We start from the raw sequence: 26,433 nt of genomic DNA on the forward strand, positions 1-26,433 counted from the left end.
TACTTGAACAACCCGGCGCGCCCTGTGGGAGCTGGCCATGCCAGCGACTGCGTCACCGCTATCGTTCGCGCGCATGGCGCGCTCCCACAGGTCGGCTTACAGGGGATTCACCGATGAACGCCGCCAACCAAACGCTACTGGCCCGCGCCAGCCATAAGCTTGGCCCGCAGGTGTCGCTGGCCCTCGGCCTGCTGGTGCTCGTCGTGCTGCTCGCCATGCCGCTGCTGCACCTGCTGCCCGGTGATCATGCGCTGCACGTGTCGGCTTATACGCTGACCCTGGTCGGCAAGATCCTCTGCTACTGCGTCGTCGCCCTGGCGCTCGATCTGGTCTGGGGCTACGCCGGCCTGCTGTCCCTCGGCCATGGCCTGTTCTTCGCCCTCGGCGGCTATGCCATGGGCATGTACCTGATGCGCGAAGCCGCTGGCGACGGCCTGCCGGCGTTCATGAGCTTTCTCGCCTGGACCGAGCTGCCTTGGTACTGGTACGGCACCGACAATTTCCTCTGGGCCATGTGCCTGGTGGTGCTGGCGCCTGGATTGCTGGCCCTGGTGTTCGGTTTCTTCGCCTTTCGTTCGCGGATCAAGGGCGTGTATTTCTCGATCATGACCCAGGCCCTGACCTTCGCCGGCATGCTGCTGTTCTTCCGCAACGAGACCGGCTTCGGCGGCAACAACGGCTTCACCAACTTCCGCAGCATCCTCGGTTTCGAGATCACCGCCGCGAACACCCGTGCCACGTTGTTCTTTCTGACCGTCGTGTTGCTGGTCAGCAGCCTGTATCTGGGCTGGCGCCTGGCGCGCAGCAAGTTCGGCCGGGTGCTGACCGCCCTGCGCGATGCCGAGAACCGCCTGATGTTCTGCGGCTACGATCCGCGCGGCTACAAGCTGTTCATCTGGGTGCTGAGCGCCGTGCTCTGCGGTCTGGCCGGTGCGCTGTACGTGCCTCAGGTGGGCATCATCAACCCCAGCGAAATGGCTCCGACGCAATCCATCGAGGCCGCCGTGTGGGTAGCGCTCGGCGGGCGTGGCACGCTGATCGGCCCCCTGCTCGGCGCGGGCCTGGTCAACGGCATGAAGAGCTGGTTCACCGTGGCCTTCCCAGAGTACTGGCTGTTCGCTCTCGGCGCGCTGTTCATCGTGGTCACCCTGTTTCTGCCCAAGGGTGTAATCGGCCTGCTCAAACGAGGGGACAAGTCATGAGAAGTGCACCGATTCCGGAAATGCTGATCGACCCGGCAGGCAGCAGCCGCGACGCCATCGGCCTGGGCCAGAGTGCGGGCAGTGGCCTGAACACGCGCCATGGCACCATTCTGACGCTGGAGGACATCAACGTGTCCTTCGACGGCTTCAAGGCGCTGACCGACCTGACGCTGTACATCGGCGTCGGCGAACTGCGCTGCATCATCGGCCCCAACGGCGCCGGCAAGACCACCCTGATGGACGTGATCACCGGCAAGACCCGGCCCAACAGTGGCGTCGCCTACTTCGGCGAAACCTTCGACCTGACGCAGATGAGCGAAGTGCAGATCGCCCAGGCCGGGATCGGTCGCAAGTTCCAGAAGCCAACGGTTTTCGAGGCGCTGAGCGTGTTCGAAAACCTCGAACTGGCACAGAAGACCGACAAGTCCGTATGGGCCAGCCTGCGCGCCAGACTCAGCGGCGAGCAGCGCGACCGTATCGACGAGGTGCTCGCCACCATCCGGCTCGACGCCTCGCGCCAGCGCCCGGCAGGCTTGCTGTCCCATGGCCAGAAGCAGTTTCTCGAGATCGGCATGCTGCTGGTGCAGGATCCGCAGTTGCTGCTGCTCGACGAACCCGTGGCCGGCATGACCGACGCGGAAACCGAATTCACCGCCGAGCTGTTCAAGTCCCTGGCACGCAAGCACTCGCTGATGGTGGTCGAGCACGACATGGGCTTCGTCGGCACCATCGCCGACCACGTCACCGTGCTGCACCAGGGCCGCGTGCTGGCCGAAGGCTCGCTCGACGCCGTGCAGGCCAACGAACGGGTGATCGAGGTTTATCTGGGCCGCTGAGCCGTCGCCCGCAGACAGCGGGAACGACCATGATGGGTAGGAGCCGGCTTGCCGGCGATGCTAGATGTGCCGGCCTCTTCGCTGGCAAGCCAGCTCCTACAGGGAAATGAGTTGCTCACGCAGAGCGTGGGAACGATCAAGGGGTAAGCCATGCTGCAAGTCCAACAGCTACACCAGTACTACGGCGGCAGCCACATCCTGCGCGGCCTGTCTTTCGACGTGAAGGCCGGCGAGGTTACCTGCCTGCTTGGGCGCAACGGCGTGGGCAAGACCACCCTGCTCAAATGCCTGATGGGCCTGCTGCCGGCCAAGCAGGGCCAGGTCAGCTGGGAAGGCAAGCCGATCACCGGCTTCAAGCCGCACCAGCGGGTGCACGCCGGCATCGCCTATGTGCCCCAGGGCCGCGAAATCTTCGGCCGCCTGACCGTCGAGGAAAACCTGCTGATGGGCCTGTCGCGCTTTCCCGGCAGCCAGGCCAAGGAGGTTCCGGCCTTCATCTACGAGCTGTTCCCCGTGCTGCTGGAAATGAAACACCGCCGCGGCGGCGACCTGTCCGGCGGCCAGCAGCAACAGCTGGCCATCGGCCGTGCCCTGGCCAGCCAGCCACGCTTGCTGATCCTCGACGAACCCACGGAAGGCATCCAGCCCTCGGTGATCAAGGAAATCGGCGTGGTGATCAAGAAGCTCGCCGCCCGTGGCGACATGGCCATTCTGCTGGTCGAGCAGTTCTACGATTTCGCTGCCGAACTGGCCGACCAGTACCTGGTGATGAGCCGTGGCGAAATCGTCCAGCAGGGGCGTGGCGAAACCATGGAAGCGGATGGCGTACGCGGCCTGGTGGCGATCTAGCAGGCGACTGGACACCCGCCCGGGTGCCCCCATCGAGCCGTCGTCAGGACCAGGCAGTGCGGAAAATGCCCGTCACTGTATCTACGCGCCCCCGATCAGGGCGGTTATCCTTGCCGTCCGCCACCACGCGGTCGTCACCTGCGGGCCAACCCGCAGGCGTTCCCGGTGGCGATGATGCGCGTCGACGAGCCTACCTCGGCACTCGATCAGGAGCTGGACAGTCGCCACGCGGCAGAACCCTGCACCGGCTCAGCGATTCTCACTGACGACAGACAAGAGGCAGAACATGACCAAGGTAGTTTTCATCACCGGTGCCACTTCCGGTTTCGGCCGCGCCACCGCTCGCCGCTTCGCCGAAGCAGGCTGGGGCCTGGTACTCAGCGGCCGTCGCCAGGAGCGCCTGGAAGAACTCAAGGCCGAACTGGAAGCCAAGGTGCCGGTGCATATCGCCACCCTCGACGTGCGTGACGCCACTGCCGTGCAAGCCCTGGTCGACAGCCTGCCTGCACCGTTCGACAAGATCCATGCGCTGATCAACAACGCCGGCCTGGCCCTGGCGCCTGAGGCAGCGCAGAAGGTTGCCCTGCAAGACTGGCACACCATGATCGACACCAACATCACCGGCCTGGTCAACGTTACCCACGCCGTGCTGCCCAAGCTGCTGGAAACCGGCAAGGGTGCCAGCATCATCAACATCGGCTCGGTGGCCGGCGAATGGCCCTACCCGGGTGGCCACGTGTATGGCGCCAGCAAGGCGTTCGTCAAACAGTTCAGCTTCAACCTGCGCTGTGACCTGGTGTCCACCGGCGTACGCGTCACCGACATCGCCCCCGGCATGGCTGAAACCGAGTTCACCCTGGTACGCACCAAGGGCAACCAGGCCGCCTCCGATGCGCTGTACAGCACCACCACGCCGTTGAGCGCGGAAGATATCGCCGAGCAGATTTTCTACGTTGCCACCCTGCCCGCCCATATCAACATCAACCGCCTGGAAATCATGCCCAGCCGTCAGGCCTGGGGGCCGTTCGCCGTCGACCGCGACAAGTAACCTGATCCGGGGCCAATCCACTGGCCCCACTCGACAAGAGACACACCATGCCTGCCGTTATCCGTGATGCCATTGCCGGCGAACTGCCCGCAATCCTCGCCATCTACAACGATGCCGTGCTCAACACCACCGCCATCTGGAACGAACGTCCCGTGGACCTGGCCAACCGCCAGGCCTGGTTCGACGCCCGGGCGGTTCAGGGCTATCCGATTCTGGTGGCGGTCAACGAGGCAGAGGAGGTGCTGGGTTACGCGTCGTTCGGCGACTGGCGGCCGTTCGAAGGTTTCTGCAACACGGTCGAGCATTCCGTCTACGTGCGCAATGACACGCGCGGCCAGGGCCTCGGCCCGCTGCTGATGCAGGCGCTGGTCGAGCGAGCGCGCGAGGTAGGCAAACATGTGATGGTCGCCGCCATCGAAAGCGGCAACGGTGCTTCGGTCCGTCTGCACGAGCGCCTGGGCTTCACCATCACCGGGCAGATGCCGCAGGTCGGCTGCAAATTTGGCCGTTGGCTGGATCTGACCTTCATGCAGTTGATCCTGACGCCACAGCGGAGCACGCCATGACCTTGCAGATCCGCCAGCTCGATCAGAGCGCTTTCGACGACTGCCGGCAAGGCCTGATCGCCCTGCTGCTCGATGCCGTAGCCAACGGTGCGTCGGTGGGTTTTCTTGCCGAGATCGATAACGAGGAAGCTGATCGCTACTTCAGCGAGGTTCACCACAACCTGGGCAGCGGCGCCTTGGCGATCTGGGTCGCCGAGGATGAGGGGCAACTGCTGGGTTCGGTGCAACTCAGCCTGTGCCTGAAGCCCAACGGGCTGAATCGTGGCGAAGTGCAGAAGCTGCTGGTGCTGAGCGCCGCTCGACGCCGAGGCATAGCCCGTTTACTGATGCAGCACCTCGAGGCACACGCGAAGGCCTTGCGGCGTGGTCTGCTCTACCTTGATACCGAGGCCGGCAGTGACGCCGAGAATCTCTATCGCGCACTTGGCTATACCTGTATCGGCGGCCTGCCGGATTATGCCTGCGGCCCGGACGGCCAGTACCGCGCCAATACGATCTACTACAAGACCCTCTCTCGCCCCATCTGACTAGCGCAGTTGGCTGTCCTTGCTGCCGCGGCGATTGAAGCCACCGGCCTTGGCCTGCTCGCTGTCTGCCTGAGCCTGACAGTTGACGCACAGCCGCACACCGGGAACGGCCTTGCGTCGCGCTTCGGGAATCGGCGCATCGCATTCTTCGCAGTGGCGAAGGCTTTCACCTGTGGGTAACTGACTGCGCGCGCGCTGCACGGCGTCTTCGATGGTGCTGTCGATCTGTTCCTGCACGGCGCCGTCTTGCGCCCAACCGGTGGCCATATCGCTCTCCCGAAAAGAATACCGCTGACCGGAAGATAGGAGCGTGCAGACGCGATTGGCAAGGGGCAGCCGACGGCGGACTAATCGGCTCGCGTTGCGCGGCCGCTGTCCGGCGTGGCGGGTGAAGCGGGGTTATTCCTTGACGTTCATGAACTCGTCGGCCCAGGCCACGTAATCTTCGGGCTGGGTGTACTTGTGCGACAGCTCGGAAGCGCTGAGGTCACTGGCAGTGGCTTCGCGCTGCTCACGCAGGCAATCGTAGGTCGCCTTGATGGCCGCGAAATAGGCGGCATGACCGTTGACCACGATACGTACACCCAGCTTGGCCAGGCGCGCGTTGTCACGCAGTTTGGGGTTGCCGTAGGTCACCAGCATCAACGGCACGCTGAGGTGTTCGGCGATCTTTTCCAGGTGCTCGAAATCCTCGACACCCACCATGCAGATGCCATCGGCGCCCGCCTTCTGATAGGCAACGGTGCGTTTGATCACTTCATCGACGCTGAGCACGCCGGCGTTGGTACGGGCGATGATCGCCAGTTCCCGATCGACCCGCGCCTCGAGGGCTGCACGCACCTTGCCGACACCTTCGGCGACGCTGATCAGGTCCGTCGACTTGCGGTTGAATTGCGCGGGCAGCAGGGTGTCTTCGATGGTCAGCGCGGAGATACCGGCACGCTCCAGTTCGACAACGGTGCGCATCACGTTCAAGGCATTGCCGTAGCCGTGGTCGGCATCGGCGATCACCGGCAGGTTCGATACGCGACCGATGCGGGTGGCCTGCTCGACGAATTCGCTGAGGGTGATGAGGGCGAAATCAGGTGCGGCGAGCACCTGCAGCGAAGCCACAGAACCACCGAGGATACCGACCTCGAAGCCGAGGTCACCAGCGATCCGGGCGGACATCGGGTCGAAGACCGACGCGGTGTGGTAGCAGGCGTCCGAAGCCAGCAGGGCACGGAAGGCGCGCCGCAGTTCATGGTGAGAAGCACGTTGCATGTTCGACATAAGGCATTGTCCAAAACGTCAGATGAATCGGGTGCCCAGCGGCCTTGTTCCGGCCACGTTGAGCGAATTCTCGTGTCTTGCAGCTACCGGCACGGACGCGGAACGACAGCTGCATGGGCTGCCTGCGCGCCAATCGGGGTCTCGGGCCACCGGCCATGGCGGATCCAGCCAGGGAGCAGCAATTATCCCGCCAACTCAGCGCAGGGCCTCGGGCAGCTCTACATCGGGCAGCCACTGGCGGAAAATCGCCGAAAAGCTGCCGTCACGGCGCATTTCCGCCAGCTCGCGCTGCCAGGCAGTGACGATCGCCGGGTCGGTATCCAGGGAGAAGGCGATGTAATACGACGACTCCATGAACACCATCTGCGGCTGCACGTCGGCAGGCGCCAGCTCTGCCGGGGCAAGCATGTCGCGCAGCAGGATGTCCTCCAGCAGGATCAGATTGACCCGCCCATGGGCAAAGATGGTGACCATGGTTTCCGGCGTCGGTACGCCATAAAGGTTCTGCAAACCCTGCTCTTTCAACACCTCGTAGCTGTACCACTGCTTGGGCACGGCCAGCGGGCCGCTGGCGGCGACGTCCTCGATGCTGTCGACCTGCAGGTTGCGCGACTTCAGCGAGTAGAACCGCACCTTGCCGTGCAAAATCGGGCCGACCCACTGAAAACGCTTCTCCCGGTCCGGCGTACGCATCATGGCGAACAGTGCGACATCCGGGTCACGCTGGGCGATGGTGTAGGCACGCGTCCAGGGCATCATCTCGATCTGCGCCTGGGAGCCGGTGCGGGTAATCAGCTCGCGCACCACATCCACACCAAAACCCTGCAGCTCGCCGTCCTGCATGAACGCGGTAGGCGGGCCAGGCTCGGTAAGGATGCGCAGCCCGGCGTTCGCGTGTGCGCAAAGCAGCGACACGAGCAACAACACACCGTAGCGACGCAACGGGCCCATTTGGCCATCCCCTAAATGCTTCAATAAAATCAGTTGGCCGAGTACCGGAGCCGGTACCACTGGTTTGTCGACGCAAACCTGACGGCGATGACCGTCAATTTTACCGCAGCGCCCGGTTAATTTCAGCTACCACTGCCCCCAGGCCTCTACAAGCGGACAAATTGTCTCACTTTGTCTTGAACCCCCTGACGACGCCGAAGGACTTTGTGGTGATTGCGCCGACATTCGGGCTGGCGCCTGAGCCTCAGGCAGGCGATCATCGGGGCTCGTCCACCTGCGCGCAATGACATGACCGATACCACTCAGATGCCCCCCGCGACACACAAACCTCGCCCGTTCATCGATCTGCTGATCAGTATTCTGATCCCCTCGCTGATCCTCATGAAGCTCAGCGGCGAAGCTCGCCTGGGCCCGGATGGCGCACTGGTGCTGGCCCTCGCCTTCCCGCTGTGCTGGGGTGCGTTCGAACTGATCAAGTACCGCAAATTCAACTTCGTCGCCCTGCTCGGCCTGGTCAGCGTGATCCTCACCGGCGGCATCGGTCTGCTGCACCTGGACAACCAGTGGCTGGCGATCAAGGAAGCGGCCATTCCCGGCCTGATCGGCATCGCCGTGCTGGTGTCGACGCGCACCCGCTATCCGTTGATCCGCACACTGCTGTTCAACAAGACGGTGCTCAACGTCGACAAGATTCACGATCGCCTGGAACAGGGCGGTCATACCGAGCGCTTCGAATCGCGCCTGATGCTTGCCACCTACTGGCTCAGCGGCACCTTTTTCTTCTCCTCGGCGATGAACTACATCCTGGCCAAGTGGATCGTCACCAGTCCGGCGGGCAGCGAAGCCTTCAACGACGAGCTGGGCCGCATGACGCTGCTCAGCTACCCGATGATCGCCATCCCGTCGATGATCATGCTGATGGCCATCTTCTACTACCTGTGGCGCACCATTCATGGTCTGACCGGCCTCAAGCTGGAAGAGATCATGGCCAATGCCGAGCAGGACAAGAAGCCCTGACGACGCCTCGCCTTGCTGGACATCTACGCCTACCTGGGACTGTTCACCAGCGCATTCGGTGCAGCGACGCTGCTCCCCTTGCAGTCCGAGGCGGTGCTGGTGGCACTGCTGCTCGGCGGCGCCCAGCCGGTGTGGCTACTGCTGCTGGTGGCCAGTGGGGGCAATGTGCTCGGTTCGCTGGTCAACTGGTGGCTCGGCCGTTATATAGAACGTTTCCGCGGTCGCCGCTGGTTCCCGGTCAGCGACCAACGCCTGCAGCAAGCGCAAAGCTGGTACGGGCGCTATGGGCGCTGGTCACTGCTGCTCAGCTGGCTTCCGGTGGTCGGTGACCCGCTGACCCTGGTGGCGGGCATCATGCGTGAACCGCTGTGGCGTTTCGTGCTTATCGTGACCCTGGCGAAAACCGCCCGTTATGCCGTGCTGGCCGCGCTGACACTGGGTTTGAGCAGGTGAAAGGACACACTCGGTAACGGCCTGAAAAACGGTGCCAGTTGAGCAACCGGCCCACCTCCGGGATACTGCGCACCCTGTACACCCACATACTGCCGGGACATCCTCTGGGAAAGGTTCTGAACAATGGGTGCGACAGCTCATCGAATGCAGAGCCGACTGTCCATAGAGACGTGAAACAGGGGATCGCCGTTGCAAGGTACCAAGCCCACGATGAAACGCAGTGACCTGATCTGGACGCTGATCGGGTTGTGCGCCGTGGTCGCGTCCTGCTTCCTGCTCTATCGCGAAGTACGCAATATCTCCCTTGACGAAATTGCCGGTAGCCTCAAGGCGATTCCACACCTGAACTGGATTCTCGCCGCCATCGCCACCCTCGGCGCCTATTCGGCGCTGGCCTGGTACGACCGCATCGCCGTCGCCCATCTGGGCAAGAAGATCTCATGGCGGTTCATCACCCTGTGCTCGTTCACCACCTATGCCCTGGCTCATAATATCGGCGCCTCGGTATTTTCCGGTGCGGTGGTGCGCTATCGCGCCTATCGCACCAAGGGTCTCACACCCCATGAAATCGGCATTCTGATCGTCTTCTGCTCCTTCACCTTTGCGCTTGGCACATTGCTGGCCAGCGGCTGCGTGCTGGTGCTGCAGCCGGATCTGATTCACCGTGTACTGGACGTCACGCCGCTGGTATCGGTGGCTGTCGGCGGTTTCCTGCTGCTGCTGGTGGGTCTCTACGTGCTGGGGTCCTGGCTGCAGTTCAAACCCTGGACGTTCGGCAAGCTGCATGTCGAGTATCCACGCCTGCGAATCGTCGGTCGTCAGTTGCTGGCAGGCCCTCTGGAGCTGGCCTGCGCGGCGGCGATCATCTACTTCGCACTGCCCGAGGCGTACAACCCCGGCTATATGGTGGTGCTGGGCGTGTTCCTGGCCTCCTTCTCCCTGGCACTGCTCTCCCACGCCCCGGGCGGCCTGGGCGTACTGGAAGTCAGCTTTCTGGCTGCCATGCCGGAAATTCCGGCGCCGGACGTGCTGGCGGCGCTGATCGTGTTCCGCGGTTTCTATCTGCTGCTGCCGTTCGCGCTGTCGCTGATCGTCGTCCTGGGCTTCGAATGGGGCCAATGGCGCATCCGCCGCGACGGCGTACAAAATCCCCCGTTGCCCTGACGAAGCGGCAGCGCAGCGGCTTCATTCGGCTGGGGTCCATTGACGCTTCACCCATGGCTCTGCGGGTTACGCGAGAAATCTCGCCATGCATCGTTGAAGGACTTGCCAAGGGAACAGCCACTGCCAGCGCCCTCCGCCTAGCTTGGCGAGATTTTTCGCAGCAACGCGGCTCGCGTTGAAGCATCAACAACCCCTAGAATACGCGGCCGTTTTTTCAGGAGCCGCGCGTCAATGTCCTTTTCAACCCCCGCCCGCGCCTGCGGGATCGACTTCGGCACCTCCAACTCCACCGTTGGCTGGCTGCGCCCGGGCGGCGAAACGCTGATCCCGCTGGAAGACGGCAAGATCACCCTGCCCTCCGTGGTGTTCTTCAACCTCGAAGAGCGCCGCCCGGTCTATGGGCGCCTGGCCCTGCACGAATACCTGGAAGGCTACGAAGGCCGTCTGATGCGCTCGCTGAAGAGCCTGCTCGGCTCCAAGCTGCTGAAAAGCGAAACTGCGGTCATGGGCAGCGCGCTGCCGTTCAAGGACCTGCTCGGCTTCTTCATCGGCGAGTTGAAGAAACGCGCCGAAGCGGTTGCCGAACGCCCGTTCGACGCCGTGGTGCTGGGCCGCCCGGTATTCTTCGTGGATGACGACCCGCTGGCCGACCAGGAAGCCGAGAACACCCTGATCGCCGTGGCACAGAAGCTGGGCTTCAAGGACGTCTCCTTCCAATACGAACCGATCGCCGCAGCCTTCGATTACGAGTCGACCATCGAGCGTGAAGAGCTGGTGCTGATCGTCGATATCGGCGGCGGTACCTCGGACTTCTCCCTGGTGCGACTGGCACCCGAGCGCCGTCAGCTGGCCGAGCGTCAGGAGGACATCCTGGCCACCGGAGGTGTGCATATCGGCGGGACCGACTTCGACAAGCAACTCAGCCTGCAAGGGGTGATGCCGCTGTTCGGTTACGGCAGCCGGATGAAGAGCGACGCGCCGATGCCCACCAGCATGCACCTCAACCTGGCGACCTGGCACACCATCAACATGGTCTACTCGGCCGCGTCGCAACGGGCACTGCAGAACATGCGCTACGACATCGTCGATCCGACCGGCATCGATCGCCTGTTCCGCCTGATCGAGCAGCGCGCCGGCCACTGGCTGGCCATGCAGGTGGAGGACAGCAAGATCGCCCTGACCGAACAGCGTCAGCATCCCATCGACCTGCAGCGTATCGAGGCAGGGCTGATCGCCGAGCTGACCCGTGAGCTGTTCGAGGACAGCATCGCCGCGCTGCTCGAACGCATCCGCGGCAGTGTTAGCGGGCTGCTCGCCAATGCTGGCGTCGGCCTGGAACAGGTCGATACGGTGTTCTTCACCGGCGGTTCCAGCGGTGTACCGGCGCTGCGTCAGAGCGTGGCTGCACTGCTGCCCAACGCCCGCCACGTTGAAGGCAATACCTTCGGCAGTATCGGCAGCGGGCTGGCCATCGAGGCGAAGAAGCGCTACGGCTGATACCGAACGGATAGGGACAAGGGATCGCGACTACTCTATATTCTCGCGATCTCACTCCATGGACGGCCACCATGCACACCCTAGAACGTATCTACCCGCTGAAAATGGACGAAAGGCTGGCGGCCGACCAGGCGACCCTTGATCTGCATATGCAGCGTTACGAGTTCGCCAGCCGCTCGCTGCAGGGTCAGCGCGTACTCGATATGGCCTGTGGCTGCGGCTACGGCAGTGCACTGCTGGCCGAACAGCACCCGGACAAGCAGATTACCGGCATCGATATCGATCCCGAAGCGATCGCCTACGCCCAGGCCAACTACCAGAAACCCAACCTGCGCTACGTCTGCGCGAACGCGGAGACCTTCGCCGACAGCCAGGGCTTCGACAGCATCGTCAGCCTGGAAACCATCGAACACCTGCCCGATCCGGTTCGCCTGGTAGACAACTACGCCACCCTGCTGGCCAAGGGCGGCCGCATCATCGCCTCGGTGCCGACCACGCCGACCCTGGATGGCAACCCCCACCACCTCCACGACTTCAGCCCGCGCAGCTTCTTCGCGCTGTTCCGCCGCCATGGTCTGAAACCGCGGGAACGCTTCGAGCAGATCCAGCGCTGGGAGTTTTCCGGATTGTTCAAGAAGCCCAAGAAAGCGGCCCGCCAGCACCGCTCGGAAGGCGTCGGCAACGCCGTATTGGCTTACTACCGCAGCCACCCGCTGTACCTCTTCAAGCGGCTGTTCTCGATCCTGCGCTATGGCGCCAGCAACCGCTACCTGACCTGCCGTTTCAGCGTCGACTAGTCAGCGGCAAGTGACGAAAGCGGACGCTCGCCTGCCACTTGCGGGAACGCGCCATGCCCGTGATTTCGCGGGCATGGCGCGCTTGCACGATGGATCGCTGAACGGCGGCTACGGCCTTGAAGCCCACCCGTTTAACGCGGTACCGCAGGCTTCTTGACCGGCTTCTTACCCTTGCCTGCGCCAGCACGCTCGCGCGCGGCCTGCTGATTGCGTGCCTCGGCAGCCGCCTTGGCCTGCTCGCGCTTGTCCCAGGGCTTGCTGCCGTCGCTGCCACGCGGTGGCAGGCCGGTGTGCTGGGTGAGGATGCGCCCACCAGCAGGCTTGCCGCCGCCATTGCCGGCGACCTTCTTGCTACCGGCCGGCGTGGAATTCTTGCGCCGGGCACTCTGGTACTCATCGGCCTTTGGCTGATAGGTCGGGATCAGGTGGTGCTTGCCATCACCGATCAGGTCGGCGCGCCCCATGCGCTGCAGCGCCTCACGCAGCATCGGCCACCCCTTCGGATCGTGATAACGCAAGAACGCCTTGTGCAGGCGGCGCTGCTCCTCGCTCTTGACGATGGTCACGCCGTCACTCTTGTAGGTGACCTTGCGCAGCGGGTTCTTGCCCGAGTGGTACATGGCCGTGGCGGTGGCCATCGGCGACGGGTAGAACGCCTGCACCTGGTCGGCACGGAAACCGTGCTCCTTGAGCCACAGGGCCAGGTTCATCATGTCTTCATCGGTGGTGCCGGGGTGGGCAGCGATGAAGTAAGGAATCAGGTACTGCTCCTTGCCCGCCTCCTTGGAGTACTTCTCGAACATGCGCTTGAACTTGTCATAGCTGCCGATGCCCGGTTTCATCATCTGGTTGAGCGGGCCTTCCTCGGTATGCTCCGGGGCGATCTTCAAGTAACCACCCACGTGGTGGGTGACCAGCTCCTTGACGTACTCCGGCGACTCGACGGCCAGGTCGTAACGCAGGCCCGAAGCGATGAGGATCTTCTTCACCCCCGGCAACGCGCGGGCGCTGCGATAGAGCTGGATCAGCGACGAGTGATCGGTATTCAGGTTCGGGCAGATGCCGGGGAACACGCAGGACGGCTTGCGGCACGCGGATTCGATTTCCGGGCTCTTGCAGGCGATGCGGTACATGTTCGCGGTCGGGCCACCGAGATCGGAAATGACGCCGGTGAATCCAGGCACCTTGTCGCGGATTTCCTCGATCTCACGAATGATCGATTCTTCCGAGCGGTTCTGGATGATGCGCCCCTCGTGCTCGGTGATCGAGCAGAAGGTGCAGCCACCGAAGCAGCCGCGCATGATGTTCACCGAGAAGCGGATCATGTCGTAGGCCGGAATCTTCTCCTTGCCGTACGCCGGGTGCGGAACGCGCGCATAGGGCATGCCGAACACGTAGTCCATTTCCTCGGTGGTCATCGGAATGGGTGGCGGGTTGAACCATACGTCGATTTCACCGTGCTTCTGCACCAGCGCCCGAGCGTTGCCCGGGTTGGTTTCCAGATGCAGCACACGGTTGGCGTGCGCATAAAGCACCGGGTCGTTACGTACCTTCTCCATGGATGGCAGACGAATCACCGTCTTGTCGCGGGTCATCTTCGGGCTGGCGAGGATCTGCACGACCTTGGCTTCGTTGGGATCTTCGACATTGCCCCTTTCCTGCTCGATGGCGCAGGCCTGGGTGTCCTGAGTGTTGACGTACGGGTTGATGATCTTGTCGACCTTGCCCGGGCGGTCGATACGCGTGGAATCGACCTCGTACCAGTCTTTCGGCGTATCGCGGCGAATGAACGCGGTGCCGCGCACGTCGGTGATGTCTTCGACTTTCTGCCCATACGACAGGCGCTGGGCGACCTCGACGATGGCGCGCTCGGCGTTGCCGTACAGCAGGATATCGGCACTGGCATCGATCAGGATCGAGTTGCGCACCCGGTCCTGCCAGTAATCGTAGTGGGCGATGCGGCGCAACGAGGCCTCGATGCCACCGAGCACGATAGGCACGTGCTTGTACGCTTCCTTGCAGCGCTGGCTGTAGACCAGGCTGGCGCGATCCGGGCGCTTGCCCGCCAGACCGCCAGGCGTGTAGGCATCGTCGGAACGGATTTTCTTGTCCGCGGTGTAACGGTTGATCATCGAATCCATGTTGCCGGCCGCGACACCAAAGAACAGGTTGGGCTCGCCGAGCTTCATGAAGTCGTCTTTGGACTGCCAGTCGGGCTGGGCGATGATGCCCACACGGAAGCCCTGGGACTCCAGCAGACGGCCAATGATCGCCATCCCGAACGACGGGTGGTCGACATAGGCATCACCGGTAACGATGATGATGTCGCAGGAATCCCAGCCAAGCTGATCCATCTCCTCCCTGCTCATTGGCAGGAAAGGGGCGGGGCCGAAGCACTCGGCCCAGTATTTTGGATAGTCGAACAGCGGCTTGGCGGCTTGCATGGCGATGACCGATTTATTCAGGAATTTCACGGGGCGCGGAATATAGCACATTTTTTAACCAAACCCGACTGTACCGCTGGGTTAAAACGTCGCTTGGCGGCCTATCCGACGGCGTGCAATATGATTGCGGGCAGTCATCAAAAACCTGCCGCCTCGGTATACTCTTCAAAGCAGAACAACAACGGTCGTGCACAGGCCACCAAGGAGCCTCCGCTTGCAGCGGCTAGCCATATTCCTGATCTCGCTGCTGATGCTCTCGTGCCTGAGTCTGGGTGCTCGGGCCGACAGCATCACGCTCGATGCCGGCAGCAGTGGCCTGGCGCTCAACCCTCATATCGAACTGCTCGAAGATCCCGGGTCCCGGCTGAGCATAGCGGACATGGCCGACCCGGCCGTGCAACAACGCTTCGTGCCTGCCCAGGGCAAGGCAAGCGTCGGCCAGAGCCCCAACCCCTGGTGGATCAAGGTCACCCTGCAAACCAACCAGACAGCGCCGGGCGCCTGGTGGCTGGAAGTCGCCGCCGTCAGCCTGCTCGATCTTCAGCTGTTCCTGCCCGACGGCGAACGAGGCTGGCAGCTGCGCCAGTCCGGCGAAGTGGTGACCTTCGACGCAGGTCGTGATCATGCCCACCGTCGCCTGCTGTTCCAGCTACCGGCGCTGAGCGAGCAACCACTAACCCTCTACCTGCGCAGCTTCGACCCTGCGGGCAACTCCTTTCCGTTGAAGGTCTGGCAACTCGATGACCTGAGCACCCTGAGCGCCAACGAAAACCTCTGGCTCGGCGTGATCTACGGGGTCATCACCGCCCTGCTGCTGTACAACCTGTTCATTTTCTTCGCCCTGCGCGACTCGGCTTACTTCTGGTACGTGATCACCACCCTGGGGGCGCTGCTGATGATCCTCGGCATGACCGGCCACGGCTTCCAGTACCTGTGGCCGAATGCACCTGTGCCCTTCTGGCTCGACCGCATCAGTCTGCCGGCGCTATGGGGCTTTGGTGCCTGCCGCTTCACCCAGACGCTGCTGCAGACTCGCCGCCATGTCCCATGGGCCCATCACCTGCTGACCATAAGCTGCGTGCTGTACGTCGTTGCGGTCACGGCGGATGGCATCGGCCACCGCGCCGTGGGCGCCTGGGTCTTCGTGCTGCTGTCGTTCACGGCCATTCCCGCAGCGCTCTGGGCCTCCCTCGTGCGCTGGCGCCAGGGCTACTTTCCGGCCTGCCTGTACTTCTGCGGTTACGGCATGATTCTGGCCAGCGTCAACCTGCTGCTGCTACGCGCCACCGGTGTGATTCAGCCGGCCGCATGGAGCACCTACGTCTTCCCGGTTGCAGTAGCCGTCGAGTCGATTCTGTTCTCGTTCGCCCTCGCTTACCGCATTCAACTGCTGAAGAACCAGCGCTCCGAAGCACTGCTGCAGGCCGGCCGTGAAAAAAGTGCTCGGCTGGCCCAGGTACAGGCCAGCGCTGACGAACTGCAACTGGCCGTGGAACAGCGCACCGCGGAACTGAAAGCGACCAACCAGCAGTTGTCACAGCGCGAGCAGGAGCTGCGCCACGCGGCGTTTCACGACCCGCTGACCGAGCTGCCGAACCGCCGCCACCTGGTCGCGCAATGCGAGAGCGCGCTGCTCAACGCGCACAAGTCGGGTGAAGCGCTGGCGCTGCTATTGATAGATCTCGATCACTTCAAACCGATCAATGACAGGTATGGCCACGATGCAGGCGACCTGATGCTGCAGCACATCGGCAGGCGCATCAGGGAACATGTGCGGGCGAGCGACACGGTCGCCCGGCTCGGAGGAGACGAATTCGCCGTACTGATCGGCGGGGCGGATGCGCAAGACCATGCCCACGATGTCGCCGACCGCCTGCTCGCGGAACTGGCCAAGCCGGTGGCCTATGGCGATCAGAAACTGACGGTGAGCATCAGCATCGGCGTGGCATTCTATCCGCAGCACGCCGAGCAGTTCGCCAGCCTCTACAAGGCCGCTGACCAGGCGCTCTATCAGGCCAAGGCAGCGGGGCGCTCGGGTACCGCCGTGTACGGCGGCAGCGAGGCGTAGATACGCTTATTCGTCTTCGAACTGGTAGCTGCCCGGCGCCAGGTTCTCGAAGCGCGAGTACTTGCCGAGGAACGCCAGTCGCGCCGTACCCAGCGGGCCGTTACGCTGCTTGCCGATGATGATTTCCGCCACGCCCTTGTACTCGGTCTCGGGGTGATAGACCTCGTCCCGGTACACGAACATGATGATATCGGCGTCCTGCTCGATCGCACCGGATTCGCGCAAGTCGGAGTTGATCGGGCGCTTGTTGGGCCGCTGCTCCAGGCCCCGGTTGAGCTGGGAGAGCGCGATCACCGGGCAGTTGAATTCCTTGGCCAGCGCCTTGAGCGAGCGCGAGATCTCGGAAATCTCGTTCACCCGACTGTCACCGCTGGAGCCGGGGATCTGCATCAACTGCAGGTAGTCGACCATGATCAGACCGATCTCGCCGTGCTCGCGCGCGAGCCGCCGGGAGCGCGCACGCATCTCCGAAGGCGAGATACCGGCGGTATCGTCGATGAACAGCTTGCGGTCGTTGAGCAGGTTGACCGCCGAGGTCAACCGCGGCCAGTCGTCATCGTCCAGACGACCGGCACGCACCTTGGTCTGATCGATGCGCCCCAGGGACGCCAGCATACGAATCACGATGGATTCCGAAGGCATCTCCAGGGAATACACCAGAATCGACTTGTCGCTGCGCATCAGCGCGTTTTCCACCAGGTTCATGGCGAACGTGGTCTTACCCATCGACGGACGTCCGGCGACGATGATCAGGTCGGCCGGCTGCAGGCCGCTGGTGAGATCGTCCAGGTCAGAGAAGCCGGTAGACAGGCCAGTGATCGCATCGCCGTTGTTGAACAGCTCGTCGATACGGTCGATGGCCTTGACCAGGATGTCGTTGATGCCCACCGGGCCACCGGTCTTCGGGCGCGCCTCGGCGATCTGGAAGATCAGGCGCTCGGCCTCGTCGAGGATTTCCTCGCCGGTACGCCCCTCGGGCGCATAGGCACTGTCGGCGATCTCGTTGCTGATGCCGATCAGCTTGCGCAGCGTGGCACGCTCGCGAATGATCTGCGCGTAGGCCTTGATGTTGGCCACCGAAGGCGTGTTCTTGGCCAGCTCCCCCAGATAGGCCATGCCACCGACCTGAGACAACTGCCCTTCCTTGTCTAGCTGTTCGGAAAGGGTCACCACGTCGAACGGCTGATTGCGCTCGGCCAGCTTGTGGATGGAGCGAAACACCAGGCGATGATCGTGGCGGTAGAAATCGCCATCGGAAACCTGGTCCAGCACACGCTCCCACGCGTTGTTATCGAGCATCAGACCACCGAGCACCGCCTGCTCGGCCTCGATCGAGTGCGGCGGCACCTTCAAGGCAGAGGTTTGCAGGTCGTACTGTTCAGTAATGCTGATGTCGTTCATGGGAGCCTGGAAAGAATGCTTGCGTTGAAAAACAAAAGGCACGGCATCGCTTTCGCAATGCCGTGCCCGATGTTAGCGGGAACGCACCGGAGTGCAAACCCGCCTAGCAGCGCAATTAAGCGGCTACTACGATTACCTTTACGGTCGCTTCGACATCGCTGTGCAGGTGCACGGCTACGTCGTATTCGCCAACCTGGCGAATGGTACCGTTCGGCAGACGAACTTCAGCTTTGGCCACTTCGACGCCGGAGGCGGTCAGTGCGTCAGCGATGTCGTGAGTGCCGATGGAACCGAACAGCTTGCCTTCATCGCCCGCGGTAGCGGTGATGGTGACTTCCAGCTCGGCCAGCTGAGCAGCGCGCGACTCGGCCGAAGCTTTCTTGTCGGCAGCGGCTTTTTCCAGGTCAGCGCGACGGGCTTCGAAAGCAGCGACGTTGGCTTCGGTGGCAGCAGTAGCTTTGCCTTGCGGCAGCAGGAAATTGCGGCCGTAACCGGCTTTAACGTTCACTTTATCGCCCAGGTTGCCCAGGTTGGCGACTTTTTCCAGCAGGATGACTTCCATTTGGGTGTTACCTCTTAACTTTTAACCTTCACCGTTGGCGGGACCCGAACCGGGCTTGTCCGCCAGACGACCACGAAAATCAAACAGACTGTCGACGATGGCTAAAACCACCAGCAAGGGAAAGATCAGTTGCATGAACAGCAGCAGCGTTATGTACATCCCGACCAGCCAGAACTTCGACAGTCGGCCCTTGGCCACCAGCCCGTGCAACAGGGCGATGCCTGCAAATGCCAGCGGAACACTGCACAACGGTGTAAGCATGGCCATCTCGACACCCAGATTGGGTCCGAGCAGCATGCCGACCAGCAGTAACGTCGCCAGCATCGGCGGAAATCTCAGTTCGCGGAATTCGGAACCGAAACCTCCCGGGTTATACAACGCCGCTTGCCAGAACCGCCCAAGCATCAGGCTAAGCAAGCTGACCACCTGCAGCAACGCTGCCAGCAATCCGGTCAAGACCGGTGCAATAAGACTCTGAAGACGCGCCTGATCATCCACCGACATCTGTTGGTGAACGCCATCGAACATCTGCGGCAGAAGCTTACTCAGCTCCTGCGCCATGGCTTCGATGGGCTCGCGGAACGTCGCCCCCAATACCAGTCCATACACCAGGCCCAGCGCGATGCTGAACAACAGCACCCGTCTCCAGGACTGATTGGCGCGCAATACACACGCCAGCCCCAGCGCACCCAGCAACACCAACAAGGTGCGCGGTTCGCCGAAGTACCACCAGCCAATGGCCGGCAGCAAAGCCCAGGCGAGGATGCCAATGGCATCACTCAGACCACGCCGCAGGAGCACCAGGCAACCTGCGGCAGCACTCAACCAGAACAGCAGCGGCAATGCCGCAGAACCGACCACCACCAAGGTGGCCTGCATACGGCCGCGCATTATGAATTCTGCCAAGGCGCGCATGCGTTTTATCCCTTACTACTTGTCGATCGTCCGATCTTATCGGCCGTGGCTGTCGGTGTAGGGCAGCAGGGCCAGGAAGCGGGCGCGCTTGATAGCAGTAGCCAGCTGACGCTGATAACGAGCCTTGGTACCGGTGATACGGCTAGGAACGATTTTGCCGGTTTCCGAGATGTAGGCTTTCAGGGTGTTGAGATCTTTGAAATCGATCTCTTTCACGTCTTCAGCGGTGAAACGGCAGAATTTACGACGACGGAAGAAACGTGCCATGGGATTGGCTCCTCAATAGATCCGGTGATTACTCGTCAGCGTTGTCGCTGTCGTTGTTGTCGCTGTCATCGCCGTCGTTGGACTCGGCGTTTTCAGGACGTTCACGACGCTCACGGCGCTCACTGCGGTTTTCTTCGGCCTTGAGCATCTCGGATTGGCCGGTAACGGCTTCTTCGCGACGGATGACCAGGTTACGGATCACGGCATCGTTGTAGCGGAAGTTGTCTTCCAGCTCGGCCAGGGCCTTGCCGCTGCACTCAACGTTCAGCATCACGTAGTGAGCCTTGTGAACGTTGTTGATTGCGTAGGCCAGTTGACGACGACCCCAATCTTCCAGACGGTGGATTTTGCCGCCGTCTTCTTCGATCAGCTTGGTGTAACGCTCGACCATGCCGCCGACTTGCTCGCTCTGGTCCGGGTGAACCAGAAAGATGATTTCGTAATGACGCATGAATGCTCCTTACGGGTTGTAGCCTGCCGCGAAATGCGGTCAGGCAAGGAGTGAATGACACTGTTGACTTGCTGAAACGGAGAGGCGCGCAAACGCCTGCCATGACGGCAAGGGGCGACATTCTAGAGAAGCGCCCCACCGCACGCAAGGTGAACTGGTGATATTTTGAACAGCGATCGCCGGCGATGAGCCAGCGATCGCTTCAGCGCTTGACCGAGCGGCGCTGGCGCAACGCCTCGAACAGGCAAATGCCGGTGGCGACCGACACGTTGAGACTGCTGACGCTACCGGCCATGGGCAACTTGACCAGGTAATCGCAGTGCTCGCGCGTCAGGCGGCGCATGCCCTTGCCTTCGGCGCCCATGATCAGCACCGTCGGGCCGGTCATGTCCTGCTGGAACAGCTCCTGTTCGGCCTCACCCGCCGTACCGACGATCCACAGACCACGCTGCTGGAGCTTTTCCAGGCTGCGCGCCAGGTTGGTCACCGCTACCAGCGGGATCACTTCCGCGGCACCACAGGCCACCTTGCGCACCACCGGTGTCAGCGTCGCGGACTTGTCCTTCGGCACGATCACCGCCAGCGCGCCCGCGGCATCGGCGGTACGCAGGCAGGCACCGAGGTTGTGCGGATCGGTCACGCCATCGAGCACCAGCAGCAGCGGCGGGCCTTCGCAACGGTCGAGCAACTCCTCGAGCATCGCTTCGCCCCACACCTGACTAGGGCTGACGTCGGCAACCACGCCCTGGTGCACGCCCTCGACCCAGGCATCCATCTCGCGACGCTCGCACTGGCCGACGGCGACGCGCGCCTGCCCAGCCAGTTCGAGCAGCGGTTGAACGCGAGGATCACTGCGACCGTCGGCCAGCCAGATCTGCTTCACCCGCTTGGGGTGATGACGCAACAGCGCCTCCACGGCATGCACGCCGTAGATCTTTTCCAACTGGCTCATGACTTGGCCTTGCTCTTCGACGGCCCCTTGCGATGCCGACTTGGCTTGCCACCCTTGTCGGCAGCCTTGCTGGCACCCCTGCCAGAAGACTTCGAGTCAGCGAGCAACGCTTTCTTCACATCGCGGCTTTTCTGCACGTCGGTATTGCTGGTCGACGCGCCACGGGAGCTCTTGCCGCCACGGCTGTCGCTACCGGAGTCGCGACGCTTGCGTGCCGCTGGCGCTTCGTCGGCACCCTGGGCCATCTCGAAGTCGATCTTGCGCTCGTCGAGATCGACGCGCATGACCTTGACCGACACGCTGTCGCCAAGGCGGAAGCTGCGGCCACTGCGCTCGCCGGCGAGGCGATGATGGACGGGATCGAAGTGGTAGTAGTCTCCCGGCAGCGCCGTGACGTGCACCAGGCCTTCGACGTAGATGTCCTTGAGCTCGACGAACAGACCGAAGCCGGTCACCGCAGTGATCACGCCCGGGAAGGTTTCACCGACGCGATCCTTCATGAACTCGCACTTGAGCCAGTTGACCACGTCACGGGTGGCTTCATCGGCACGGCGCTCGGACATCGAGCATTGCTCGCCGAGCTGCTCCAGCGTTGGTTCGTCGTACGGATAGATACGCGCCTTGGGCATGCTGACCGCGCCGGCACGCTGAACATGGGGCGTATCCTGCTTGGAGCGGATCACGCTGCGAATCGCACGATGGATCAACAGATCCGGATAACGGCGGATCGGCGACGTGAAGTGTGCGTAAGCGTCGTAGTTCAGACCGAAGTGGCCCTGGTTGTCGGCGCTATAAACCGCCTGACTCAACGAGCGCAGCATCACGGTCTGGATCAGGTGGTAGTCATCACGACCGCGAATGCTTTCCAGCAACGCCTGGTAGTCCTTCGGCGACGGACCATCCTTTGGCTTGCCACGGTGCAGGGAGAGGCCCAGCTCACCGAGGAATGCCTTGAGCTTTTCCAGGCGCTCCGGCGGCGGGCCGTCGTGCACGCGATACAGCGCAGGAATGCCGTGCTTCTGCATGAACGCCGCGGTGGCCACGTTGGCCGCCAGCATGCATTCTTCGATCAGCTTGTGGGCATCATTGCGCTGGGTCGGACGGATCTCCGCGATCTTGCGGCCGGAGCCGAAGATGATGCGGGTTTCCTGGGTTTCGAAATCGATCGCCCCACGCTCATGGCGCGCCGCGAGCAGCACCTGATACAACGAGTACAGTTGATTGAGGTGGGGCAGTACGTCCTTGTATTCGCTGCGCAGTGCCTTGCCTTCGCTGCTCTTCGGCTGCTCGAGCATGGCGCTGACCTTGTTGTAGGTCAGGCGCGCATGGGAGTGGATCACCGCCTCGTAGAACTGATAGTCGGTCATCTTGCCGGTCTTGGAGATGGTGATCTCGCAGACCATCGCCAGACGATCGACTTGCGGGTTCAGCGAGCACAGGCCGTTGGACAGCTCTTCCGGCAGCATCGGGATGACCCGTTCCGGGAAATACACCGAGTTGCCACGCACCTGGGCCTCGGCATCCAGGGCCGAACCCACTTTCACGTAATGAGAAACGTCGGCGATGGCCACGTACAGCTTCCAGCCACCGGAGAACAGCCGCCAGTTGCTGCCGTTCTTCTCGCAGAACACCGCATCGTCGAAGTCCCGCGCATCCTCACCGTCGATGGTGACGAAAGGGATATGGCGCATGTCGACGCGGTTTTCCTTGTCCTTCTCTTCGACTTCGGGCTTGAGCTTGCGCGCTTCCTTGATCACCGCGTCGGGCCAGACATGGGGAATGTCATAGCTGCGCAACGCCACGTCGATTTCCATGCCCGGCGCCATGTAGTTGCCGACCACTTCGGTCACGTCACCCTGCGGCTGGAAACGTGGCGTCGGCCAGTGGGTGATCGTCACTTCGACGAACTGCCCCTGCTTGGCACCACCGTTGCGCCCTGCCGTCACCAACACTTCCTGCTGGATTTTCGGGTTGTCGGGAATCACGAAGCCGATACCGCTCTCTTCGTAATAACGACCGACGATGGTCTCGTGACCACGGGAAATCACTTCGACGATGGCGCCTTCACGGCGACCACGACGATCGAGGCCGGAAACTCGCGCCAGCGCACGGTCACCATCGAACACCATGCGCATCTGCGCCGGACTGAGGAACAGATCGTCGCTACCATCGTCCGGCACCAGGAAGCCAAAGCCGTCACGGTGGCCACTGACCCGACCAAGAATCAGATCAAGCTTGTCCACCGGGGCATAGGTGCCGCGGCGGGTATAGATCAGCTGGCCGTCGCGCTCCATGGCGCGCAGCCGGCGGCGCAGCGCCTCGGCCTGATCTTCGGTGCTCAACCCGAGCTCGTCGAGCAGCTCCTCACGGTTGGCGGGCGAGCCGCGCTCAGCCAGATGCTGAAGAATCAGCTCACGGCTAGGAATGGGGTTGTCATACTTTTCCGCTTCACGAGCGGCCTCGGGATCGAGGGATTGCCAATCGGCCATTAGAACCTGTTCACCTTATCTATAGAGTCGGTTTTGCCATGTGTCTATTGAAGCGCGAAAGCGCCCTTCGGGTCAGCCTTCAACGCGAATAATTTTTCGACGTCAGGGGTTTACAAGGTAAAAGCACGACCGTATAGTTCGCGCCCACAGCGTCGAGCAGACGTTGTAACACGGAACGGATGACCAATCATCAGTTTCAGTGCCCAGGTGGCGGAATTGGTAGACGCGCTGGTTTCAGGTATCAGTGACCGCAAGGTCGTGGAAGTTCGAGTCTTCTCCTGGGCACCATATTTCGTGAAGTAGCTTGATAACCTACTTTGCAAATAACGGATGTAATGATCCGTACCGGCAACGGTGAACATTACTGCAGTGCCCAGGTGGCGGAATTGGTAGACGCGCTGGTTTCAGGTATCAGTGACCGCAAGGTCGTGGAAGTTCGAGTCTTCTCCTGGGCACCAAATTCAAAAAAACCGAGCCAATGGCTCGGTTTTTTATTGCCTGCAGAAAGGCTGCAAGCTGGCATACAGCGCCCCTTGCAGCCTCACGGCCAGCCTCTGCTTCCACTTGAAGCTTATGGCTTGCCGCGCTTTCAGACCTTGAATTGACCGAGACTGGCCTTCAACTGCCCTGCCAAGCCATCGAGCACGCGGCCGCTATTGGCCGTCGCCGCCACCGCCTCGGCAGCACGCTGAGCCTCGGAATGAATCACCTCGACCCGCCCTCGCACCGCATCGGCGCCTTCGGCCTGATGAGCGGCCGCCTGTGTAGCGGCATTGATGGCGCCATGCACATCCTCCACCGAACGCTGTACCGCCTGCTGGATGCGCGCGCTCTCGCGCAGCGCTGCCAGCCCCTGGTCAGCCTGCTGACCAGCCTGACCGATCGCGCCGACCGCCTCACGGGCGCCCTGCTGCAGGGCAACGATGTGCGACTGGATATCGCCGGTCGACTGCTGGGTCTTGCTGGCCAACGCCCGCACCTCATCGGCGACCACGGCAAAACCACGACCGCTCTCCCCCGCCCGCGCCGCCTCGATGGCAGCATTGAGCGCCAGCAGATTGGTCTGCTCGGCAATCGAGCGAATGACGGTCAGCACCACCTCGATCTGCTCACTCTGCTTGGCAAGTCGTTCGATCACCGCCGAACCCGCATCGACCCGCTGCACCAGCTCTTCAATGGAGCTGCCGACACGATTGGCGATGCTGGCATTCTCCTGGGTCGCCTGGCGAATGGCCTCGACCCGTTGCAAAGCCTCCTGCATGGCGCGACTCTCGGCCTGCGCCTCGTCAGCCATCGAAGCCAACGCCTGGAGGCTGGCCGCCACCTCGTCACGCTGTCTTTTAGCCGCCGATTCAGCCGCAGCGCTTCGCGTGCTCAACGCATTGATTTCCTGCCCCGTACGCACCGCCACCTCACCAGCCTCACGCACGATAGGCTGCAGCTTGGCGACGAAACGATTGACCGCCGACGCCATCTCGCCGACCTCGTCACGGCTGTCGATCTCGATGCGCCGGGTCAGATCACCCTCGCCGGCCGCCAGATCGTCGAGCGCGGCGATCAGGGTACGCAGACGCACCACCACGCGGCGACCCAGCACCACAGCCAACGCCAGCAGCACGCCCAGACCGACCACAGCCAGCCCCAGCCCGATGCGCCAGCGCAGATTCGAGGCCGCAGCGTCGACCGCCGCGCTGGTATTGGCCGACATTCCCTGAGCCGCCTGTTGCGCGGCAGCCAGGCGCGCCGACAACGCGGCGGCACTATCGGTGGAAGCACCGGCAAGGCTATCGGCAACCAGCTGACCGCCGCTGGCCAGCAACGCCTCGAAGCGTGAGTCGATAGCGGCCAGCTCGGCATCGATGGCGGAGGTGGACACGCCCATCAGCACCTTGCCGATCTCGACCCCGTTAGGGCTGATACCGGCCTCGACGAAGTACACGGTAGGATCGCTCTTGGCAGCGTCGATGACCTTGTCCAGCGCGCGCTCACCGGCTCCTTTCTCGAGCATGGCCTTGACCTGCTCGTTCTGGCGGTTGAGGTAACGGGTCAGATGGTTACCCTCGGCATCGTCGTAAATGACGAAAAGCACATTGGGGTTACGCTGCGCACGCCGGGCGAATTCGGAGAGCGCCGGAATATCGGAGTCCCACATGGCGCGTGGCGCGACAGCCGCGAGCAATTGCGCCAGATCATTGGCGGAATCCTTCAGGCTCTTCTCCAGGCTGGCGCGCATCTGTACGCGCTCCTCGCCGAGGCGGCTGGACAGACCTGCGGAAAGACTCTCCCGGGTACGAACCGAAAGACCACCCAGGCTGGCAGAAACCTCTTGATTGGCCTGCTCCAGCTCGCTGGAAAGGCGCCCGGCATCACTGCCCAACTGCCGCTCCAGATCACTGACCAGGCCATCGACCGTACTGCGGGTCAACGCCAGCACCAGCAGCACCTGAACGAACAGCGCGATACCCAGCGCAATGAATACGGGCAGCAACAGACGGCTGCGAAACAGGGACAGAACAGCGACCACGGGCAAATCCTCCGACCGCCAGAGGAGCGGCAACTTCAAGGTAGGATCAAGACGAAGCAAAGCGCGTGCCGAATGACGGCACATTGCCAGATTGCGCCCGAGCACGAGTGCCCGTCAAATGAAAACGGGCCGCACAAGTGCGGCCCGTTCCGGTTACCTGCTCACGACTCCAGGGGGAGCC

General features: G+C 62.5%; 24 protein-coding genes, 2 tRNA genes and 1 pseudogene. 14 read left to right on the plus strand and 13 right to left on the minus strand.

Annotation, left to right across the window (positions count from 1 at the left end):
- The first annotated feature begins 113 nt into the window (after positions 1 to 113).
- The 6 genes from urtC to QRN22_RS11750 all read left to right on the plus strand — a co-directional run bounded on the left by urtC (position 114) and on the right by QRN22_RS11750 (position 5,028).
- The gene (gene urtC / locus QRN22_RS11725) at positions 114 to 1,202 is read left to right on the plus strand and encodes an urea ABC transporter permease subunit UrtC (protein WP_042553852.1); all 1,089 of its coding nucleotides are present in this window, start codon (positions 114 to 116) and stop codon (positions 1,200 to 1,202) included.
- Positions 1,199 to 2,038, plus strand: coding sequence for an urea ABC transporter ATP-binding protein UrtD (gene urtD / locus QRN22_RS11730; protein WP_042553851.1), 840 nt, complete (start codon positions 1,199 to 1,201; stop codon positions 2,036 to 2,038). Before urtC ends, urtD begins: the two co-directional genes overlap by 4 nt.
- Before the next feature lie 150 nt (positions 2,039 to 2,188).
- Positions 2,189 to 2,887, plus strand: coding sequence for an urea ABC transporter ATP-binding subunit UrtE (gene urtE / locus QRN22_RS11735; RefSeq protein WP_042553850.1), 699 nt, complete (start codon positions 2,189 to 2,191; stop codon positions 2,885 to 2,887).
- 286 nt (positions 2,888 to 3,173) lie between these two features.
- A complete protein-coding gene (locus QRN22_RS11740; RefSeq protein ID WP_042553849.1) occupies positions 3,174 to 3,935 on the plus strand; it encodes an SDR family NAD(P)-dependent oxidoreductase in 762 nt (253 codons plus the stop codon).
- Positions 3,936 to 3,982: 47 nt separating this feature from the next.
- On the plus strand, positions 3,983 to 4,501 hold the full coding sequence (locus QRN22_RS11745) for a GNAT family N-acetyltransferase (RefSeq protein WP_042553848.1): 519 nt from the start codon (positions 3,983 to 3,985) through the stop codon (positions 4,499 to 4,501).
- Positions 4,498 to 5,028, plus strand: a complete 531-nt coding sequence (locus tag QRN22_RS11750; protein ID WP_042553847.1) for a GNAT family N-acetyltransferase — start codon at positions 4,498 to 4,500, stop codon at positions 5,026 to 5,028. Before QRN22_RS11745 ends, QRN22_RS11750 begins: the two co-directional genes overlap by 4 nt.
- On the opposite strand, the gene QRN22_RS11755 is transcribed toward QRN22_RS11750, so the two are convergent.
- The 3 genes from QRN22_RS11755 to QRN22_RS11765 all read right to left on the minus strand — a co-directional run bounded on the left by QRN22_RS11755 (position 5,029) and on the right by QRN22_RS11765 (position 7,251).
- Complete coding sequence (locus QRN22_RS11755; RefSeq protein ID WP_042553846.1) at positions 5,029 to 5,295, minus strand: DksA/TraR family C4-type zinc finger protein; 267 nt, start codon at positions 5,293 to 5,295, stop codon at positions 5,029 to 5,031.
- A 132-nt stretch (positions 5,296 to 5,427) separates the two neighbouring features.
- Positions 5,428 to 6,291, minus strand: coding sequence for an oxaloacetate decarboxylase (locus tag QRN22_RS11760; protein WP_042553856.1), 864 nt, complete (start codon positions 6,289 to 6,291; stop codon positions 5,428 to 5,430).
- A 204-nt stretch (positions 6,292 to 6,495) separates the two neighbouring features.
- Complete coding sequence (locus QRN22_RS11765) at positions 6,496 to 7,251, minus strand: substrate-binding periplasmic protein (RefSeq protein ID WP_042553845.1); 756 nt, start codon at positions 7,249 to 7,251, stop codon at positions 6,496 to 6,498.
- A 288-nt stretch (positions 7,252 to 7,539) separates the two neighbouring features.
- On the opposite strand from QRN22_RS11765, the gene QRN22_RS11770 reads away from it, so the two are divergent.
- From QRN22_RS11770 to QRN22_RS11790, 5 genes are all read left to right on the plus strand, one after another.
- A complete protein-coding gene (locus QRN22_RS11770; protein WP_042553844.1) occupies positions 7,540 to 8,268 on the plus strand; it encodes a VC0807 family protein in 729 nt (242 codons plus the stop codon).
- Between the two features lie 12 nt (positions 8,269 to 8,280).
- Complete coding sequence (locus tag QRN22_RS11775; RefSeq protein WP_042553843.1) at positions 8,281 to 8,721, plus strand: YqaA family protein; 441 nt, start codon at positions 8,281 to 8,283, stop codon at positions 8,719 to 8,721.
- A gap of 210 nt (positions 8,722 to 8,931) precedes the next feature.
- The gene (locus QRN22_RS11780) at positions 8,932 to 9,885 is read left to right on the plus strand and encodes a lysylphosphatidylglycerol synthase transmembrane domain-containing protein (protein WP_042553842.1); all 954 of its coding nucleotides are present in this window, start codon (positions 8,932 to 8,934) and stop codon (positions 9,883 to 9,885) included.
- 231 nt (positions 9,886 to 10,116) lie between these two features.
- Positions 10,117 to 11,382: an Hsp70 family protein gene (locus QRN22_RS11785; protein WP_042553841.1), complete on the plus strand. Its 1,266-nt coding sequence runs from the start codon at positions 10,117 to 10,119 to the stop codon at positions 11,380 to 11,382.
- Between the two features lie 71 nt (positions 11,383 to 11,453).
- Positions 11,454 to 12,179 (plus strand): class I SAM-dependent methyltransferase, encoded by a 726-nt coding sequence (locus QRN22_RS11790; RefSeq protein ID WP_042553840.1) that lies wholly within the window; start codon positions 11,454 to 11,456, stop codon positions 12,177 to 12,179.
- A 131-nt stretch (positions 12,180 to 12,310) separates the two neighbouring features.
- Here the strand turns inward: QRN22_RS11790 and QRN22_RS11795 are convergent, their stop codons facing one another.
- The gene (locus QRN22_RS11795; protein WP_042553855.1) at positions 12,311 to 14,623 is read right to left on the minus strand and encodes a YgiQ family radical SAM protein; all 2,313 of its coding nucleotides are present in this window, start codon (positions 14,621 to 14,623) and stop codon (positions 12,311 to 12,313) included.
- A 250-nt stretch (positions 14,624 to 14,873) separates the two neighbouring features.
- Between QRN22_RS11795 and QRN22_RS11800 the strand changes: the two genes are divergently transcribed.
- Positions 14,874 to 16,691 carry a sensor domain-containing diguanylate cyclase gene (locus tag QRN22_RS11800; protein ID WP_042553854.1) on the plus strand — a complete coding sequence of 606 codons (1,818 nt, stop codon included), beginning with the start codon at positions 14,874 to 14,876 and terminating at the stop codon, positions 16,689 to 16,691.
- Positions 16,692 to 16,697: 6 nt separating this feature from the next.
- On the opposite strand, the gene dnaB is transcribed toward QRN22_RS11800, so the two are convergent.
- From dnaB to rnr, 7 genes are all read right to left on the minus strand, one after another.
- On the minus strand, positions 16,698 to 18,092 hold the full coding sequence (dnaB, locus tag QRN22_RS11805; RefSeq protein ID WP_042553839.1) for a replicative DNA helicase: 1,395 nt from the start codon (positions 18,090 to 18,092) through the stop codon (positions 16,698 to 16,700).
- 115 nt (positions 18,093 to 18,207) lie between these two features.
- Positions 18,208 to 18,654 (minus strand): 50S ribosomal protein L9, encoded by a 447-nt coding sequence (gene rplI, locus QRN22_RS11810; protein ID WP_042553838.1) that lies wholly within the window; start codon positions 18,652 to 18,654, stop codon positions 18,208 to 18,210.
- A gap of 21 nt (positions 18,655 to 18,675) precedes the next feature.
- Positions 18,676 to 19,569, minus strand: a complete 894-nt coding sequence (locus QRN22_RS11815) for a YybS family protein (RefSeq protein ID WP_042553837.1) — start codon at positions 19,567 to 19,569, stop codon at positions 18,676 to 18,678.
- A gap of 36 nt (positions 19,570 to 19,605) precedes the next feature.
- The gene (gene rpsR / locus QRN22_RS11820) at positions 19,606 to 19,836 is read right to left on the minus strand and encodes a 30S ribosomal protein S18 (RefSeq protein WP_003246847.1); all 231 of its coding nucleotides are present in this window, start codon (positions 19,834 to 19,836) and stop codon (positions 19,606 to 19,608) included.
- Between the two features lie 28 nt (positions 19,837 to 19,864).
- The gene (gene rpsF / locus QRN22_RS11825) at positions 19,865 to 20,287 is read right to left on the minus strand and encodes a 30S ribosomal protein S6 (RefSeq protein WP_042553836.1); all 423 of its coding nucleotides are present in this window, start codon (positions 20,285 to 20,287) and stop codon (positions 19,865 to 19,867) included.
- A gap of 202 nt (positions 20,288 to 20,489) precedes the next feature.
- Positions 20,490 to 21,239, minus strand: coding sequence for a 23S rRNA (guanosine(2251)-2'-O)-methyltransferase RlmB (gene rlmB / locus QRN22_RS11830; protein ID WP_042553835.1), 750 nt, complete (start codon positions 21,237 to 21,239; stop codon positions 20,490 to 20,492).
- Positions 21,236 to 23,728: a ribonuclease R gene (rnr, locus tag QRN22_RS11835; protein ID WP_042553834.1), complete on the minus strand. Its 2,493-nt coding sequence runs from the start codon at positions 23,726 to 23,728 to the stop codon at positions 21,236 to 21,238. The genes rlmB and rnr overlap by 4 nt, the downstream gene beginning before the upstream one ends.
- A 201-nt stretch (positions 23,729 to 23,929) precedes the next feature.
- Here rnr and QRN22_RS11840 point away from each other — a divergent pair.
- Positions 23,930 to 24,016, plus strand: a tRNA-Leu gene (locus QRN22_RS11840).
- An 83-nt stretch (positions 24,017 to 24,099) separates the two neighbouring features.
- Positions 24,100 to 24,186: transfer RNA gene (locus QRN22_RS11845), tRNA-Leu, on the plus strand.
- 131 nt (positions 24,187 to 24,317) lie between these two features.
- Here QRN22_RS11845 and QRN22_RS26600 read toward each other — a convergent pair.
- Together QRN22_RS26600 and QRN22_RS26605 are read right to left on the minus strand one after the other, a co-directional pair.
- Entirely contained in the window at positions 24,318 to 25,202 is an 885-nt protein-coding gene (locus tag QRN22_RS26600; protein ID WP_373565161.1) for a methyl-accepting chemotaxis protein, read from the minus strand.
- Positions 25,176 to 26,336: pseudogene (locus QRN22_RS26605) on the minus strand (HAMP domain-containing protein); the annotation flags it as partial. The gene QRN22_RS26600 and the pseudogene QRN22_RS26605, both read right to left, overlap by 27 nt.
- Between the last annotated feature and the right edge of the window lie 97 nt (positions 26,337 to 26,433).

Source organism: Pseudomonas sp. MEJ086, assembly GCF_030209025.1.
Taxonomy (GTDB): Bacteria; Pseudomonadota; Gammaproteobacteria; order Pseudomonadales; family Pseudomonadaceae; genus Aquipseudomonas; species Aquipseudomonas fulva_A.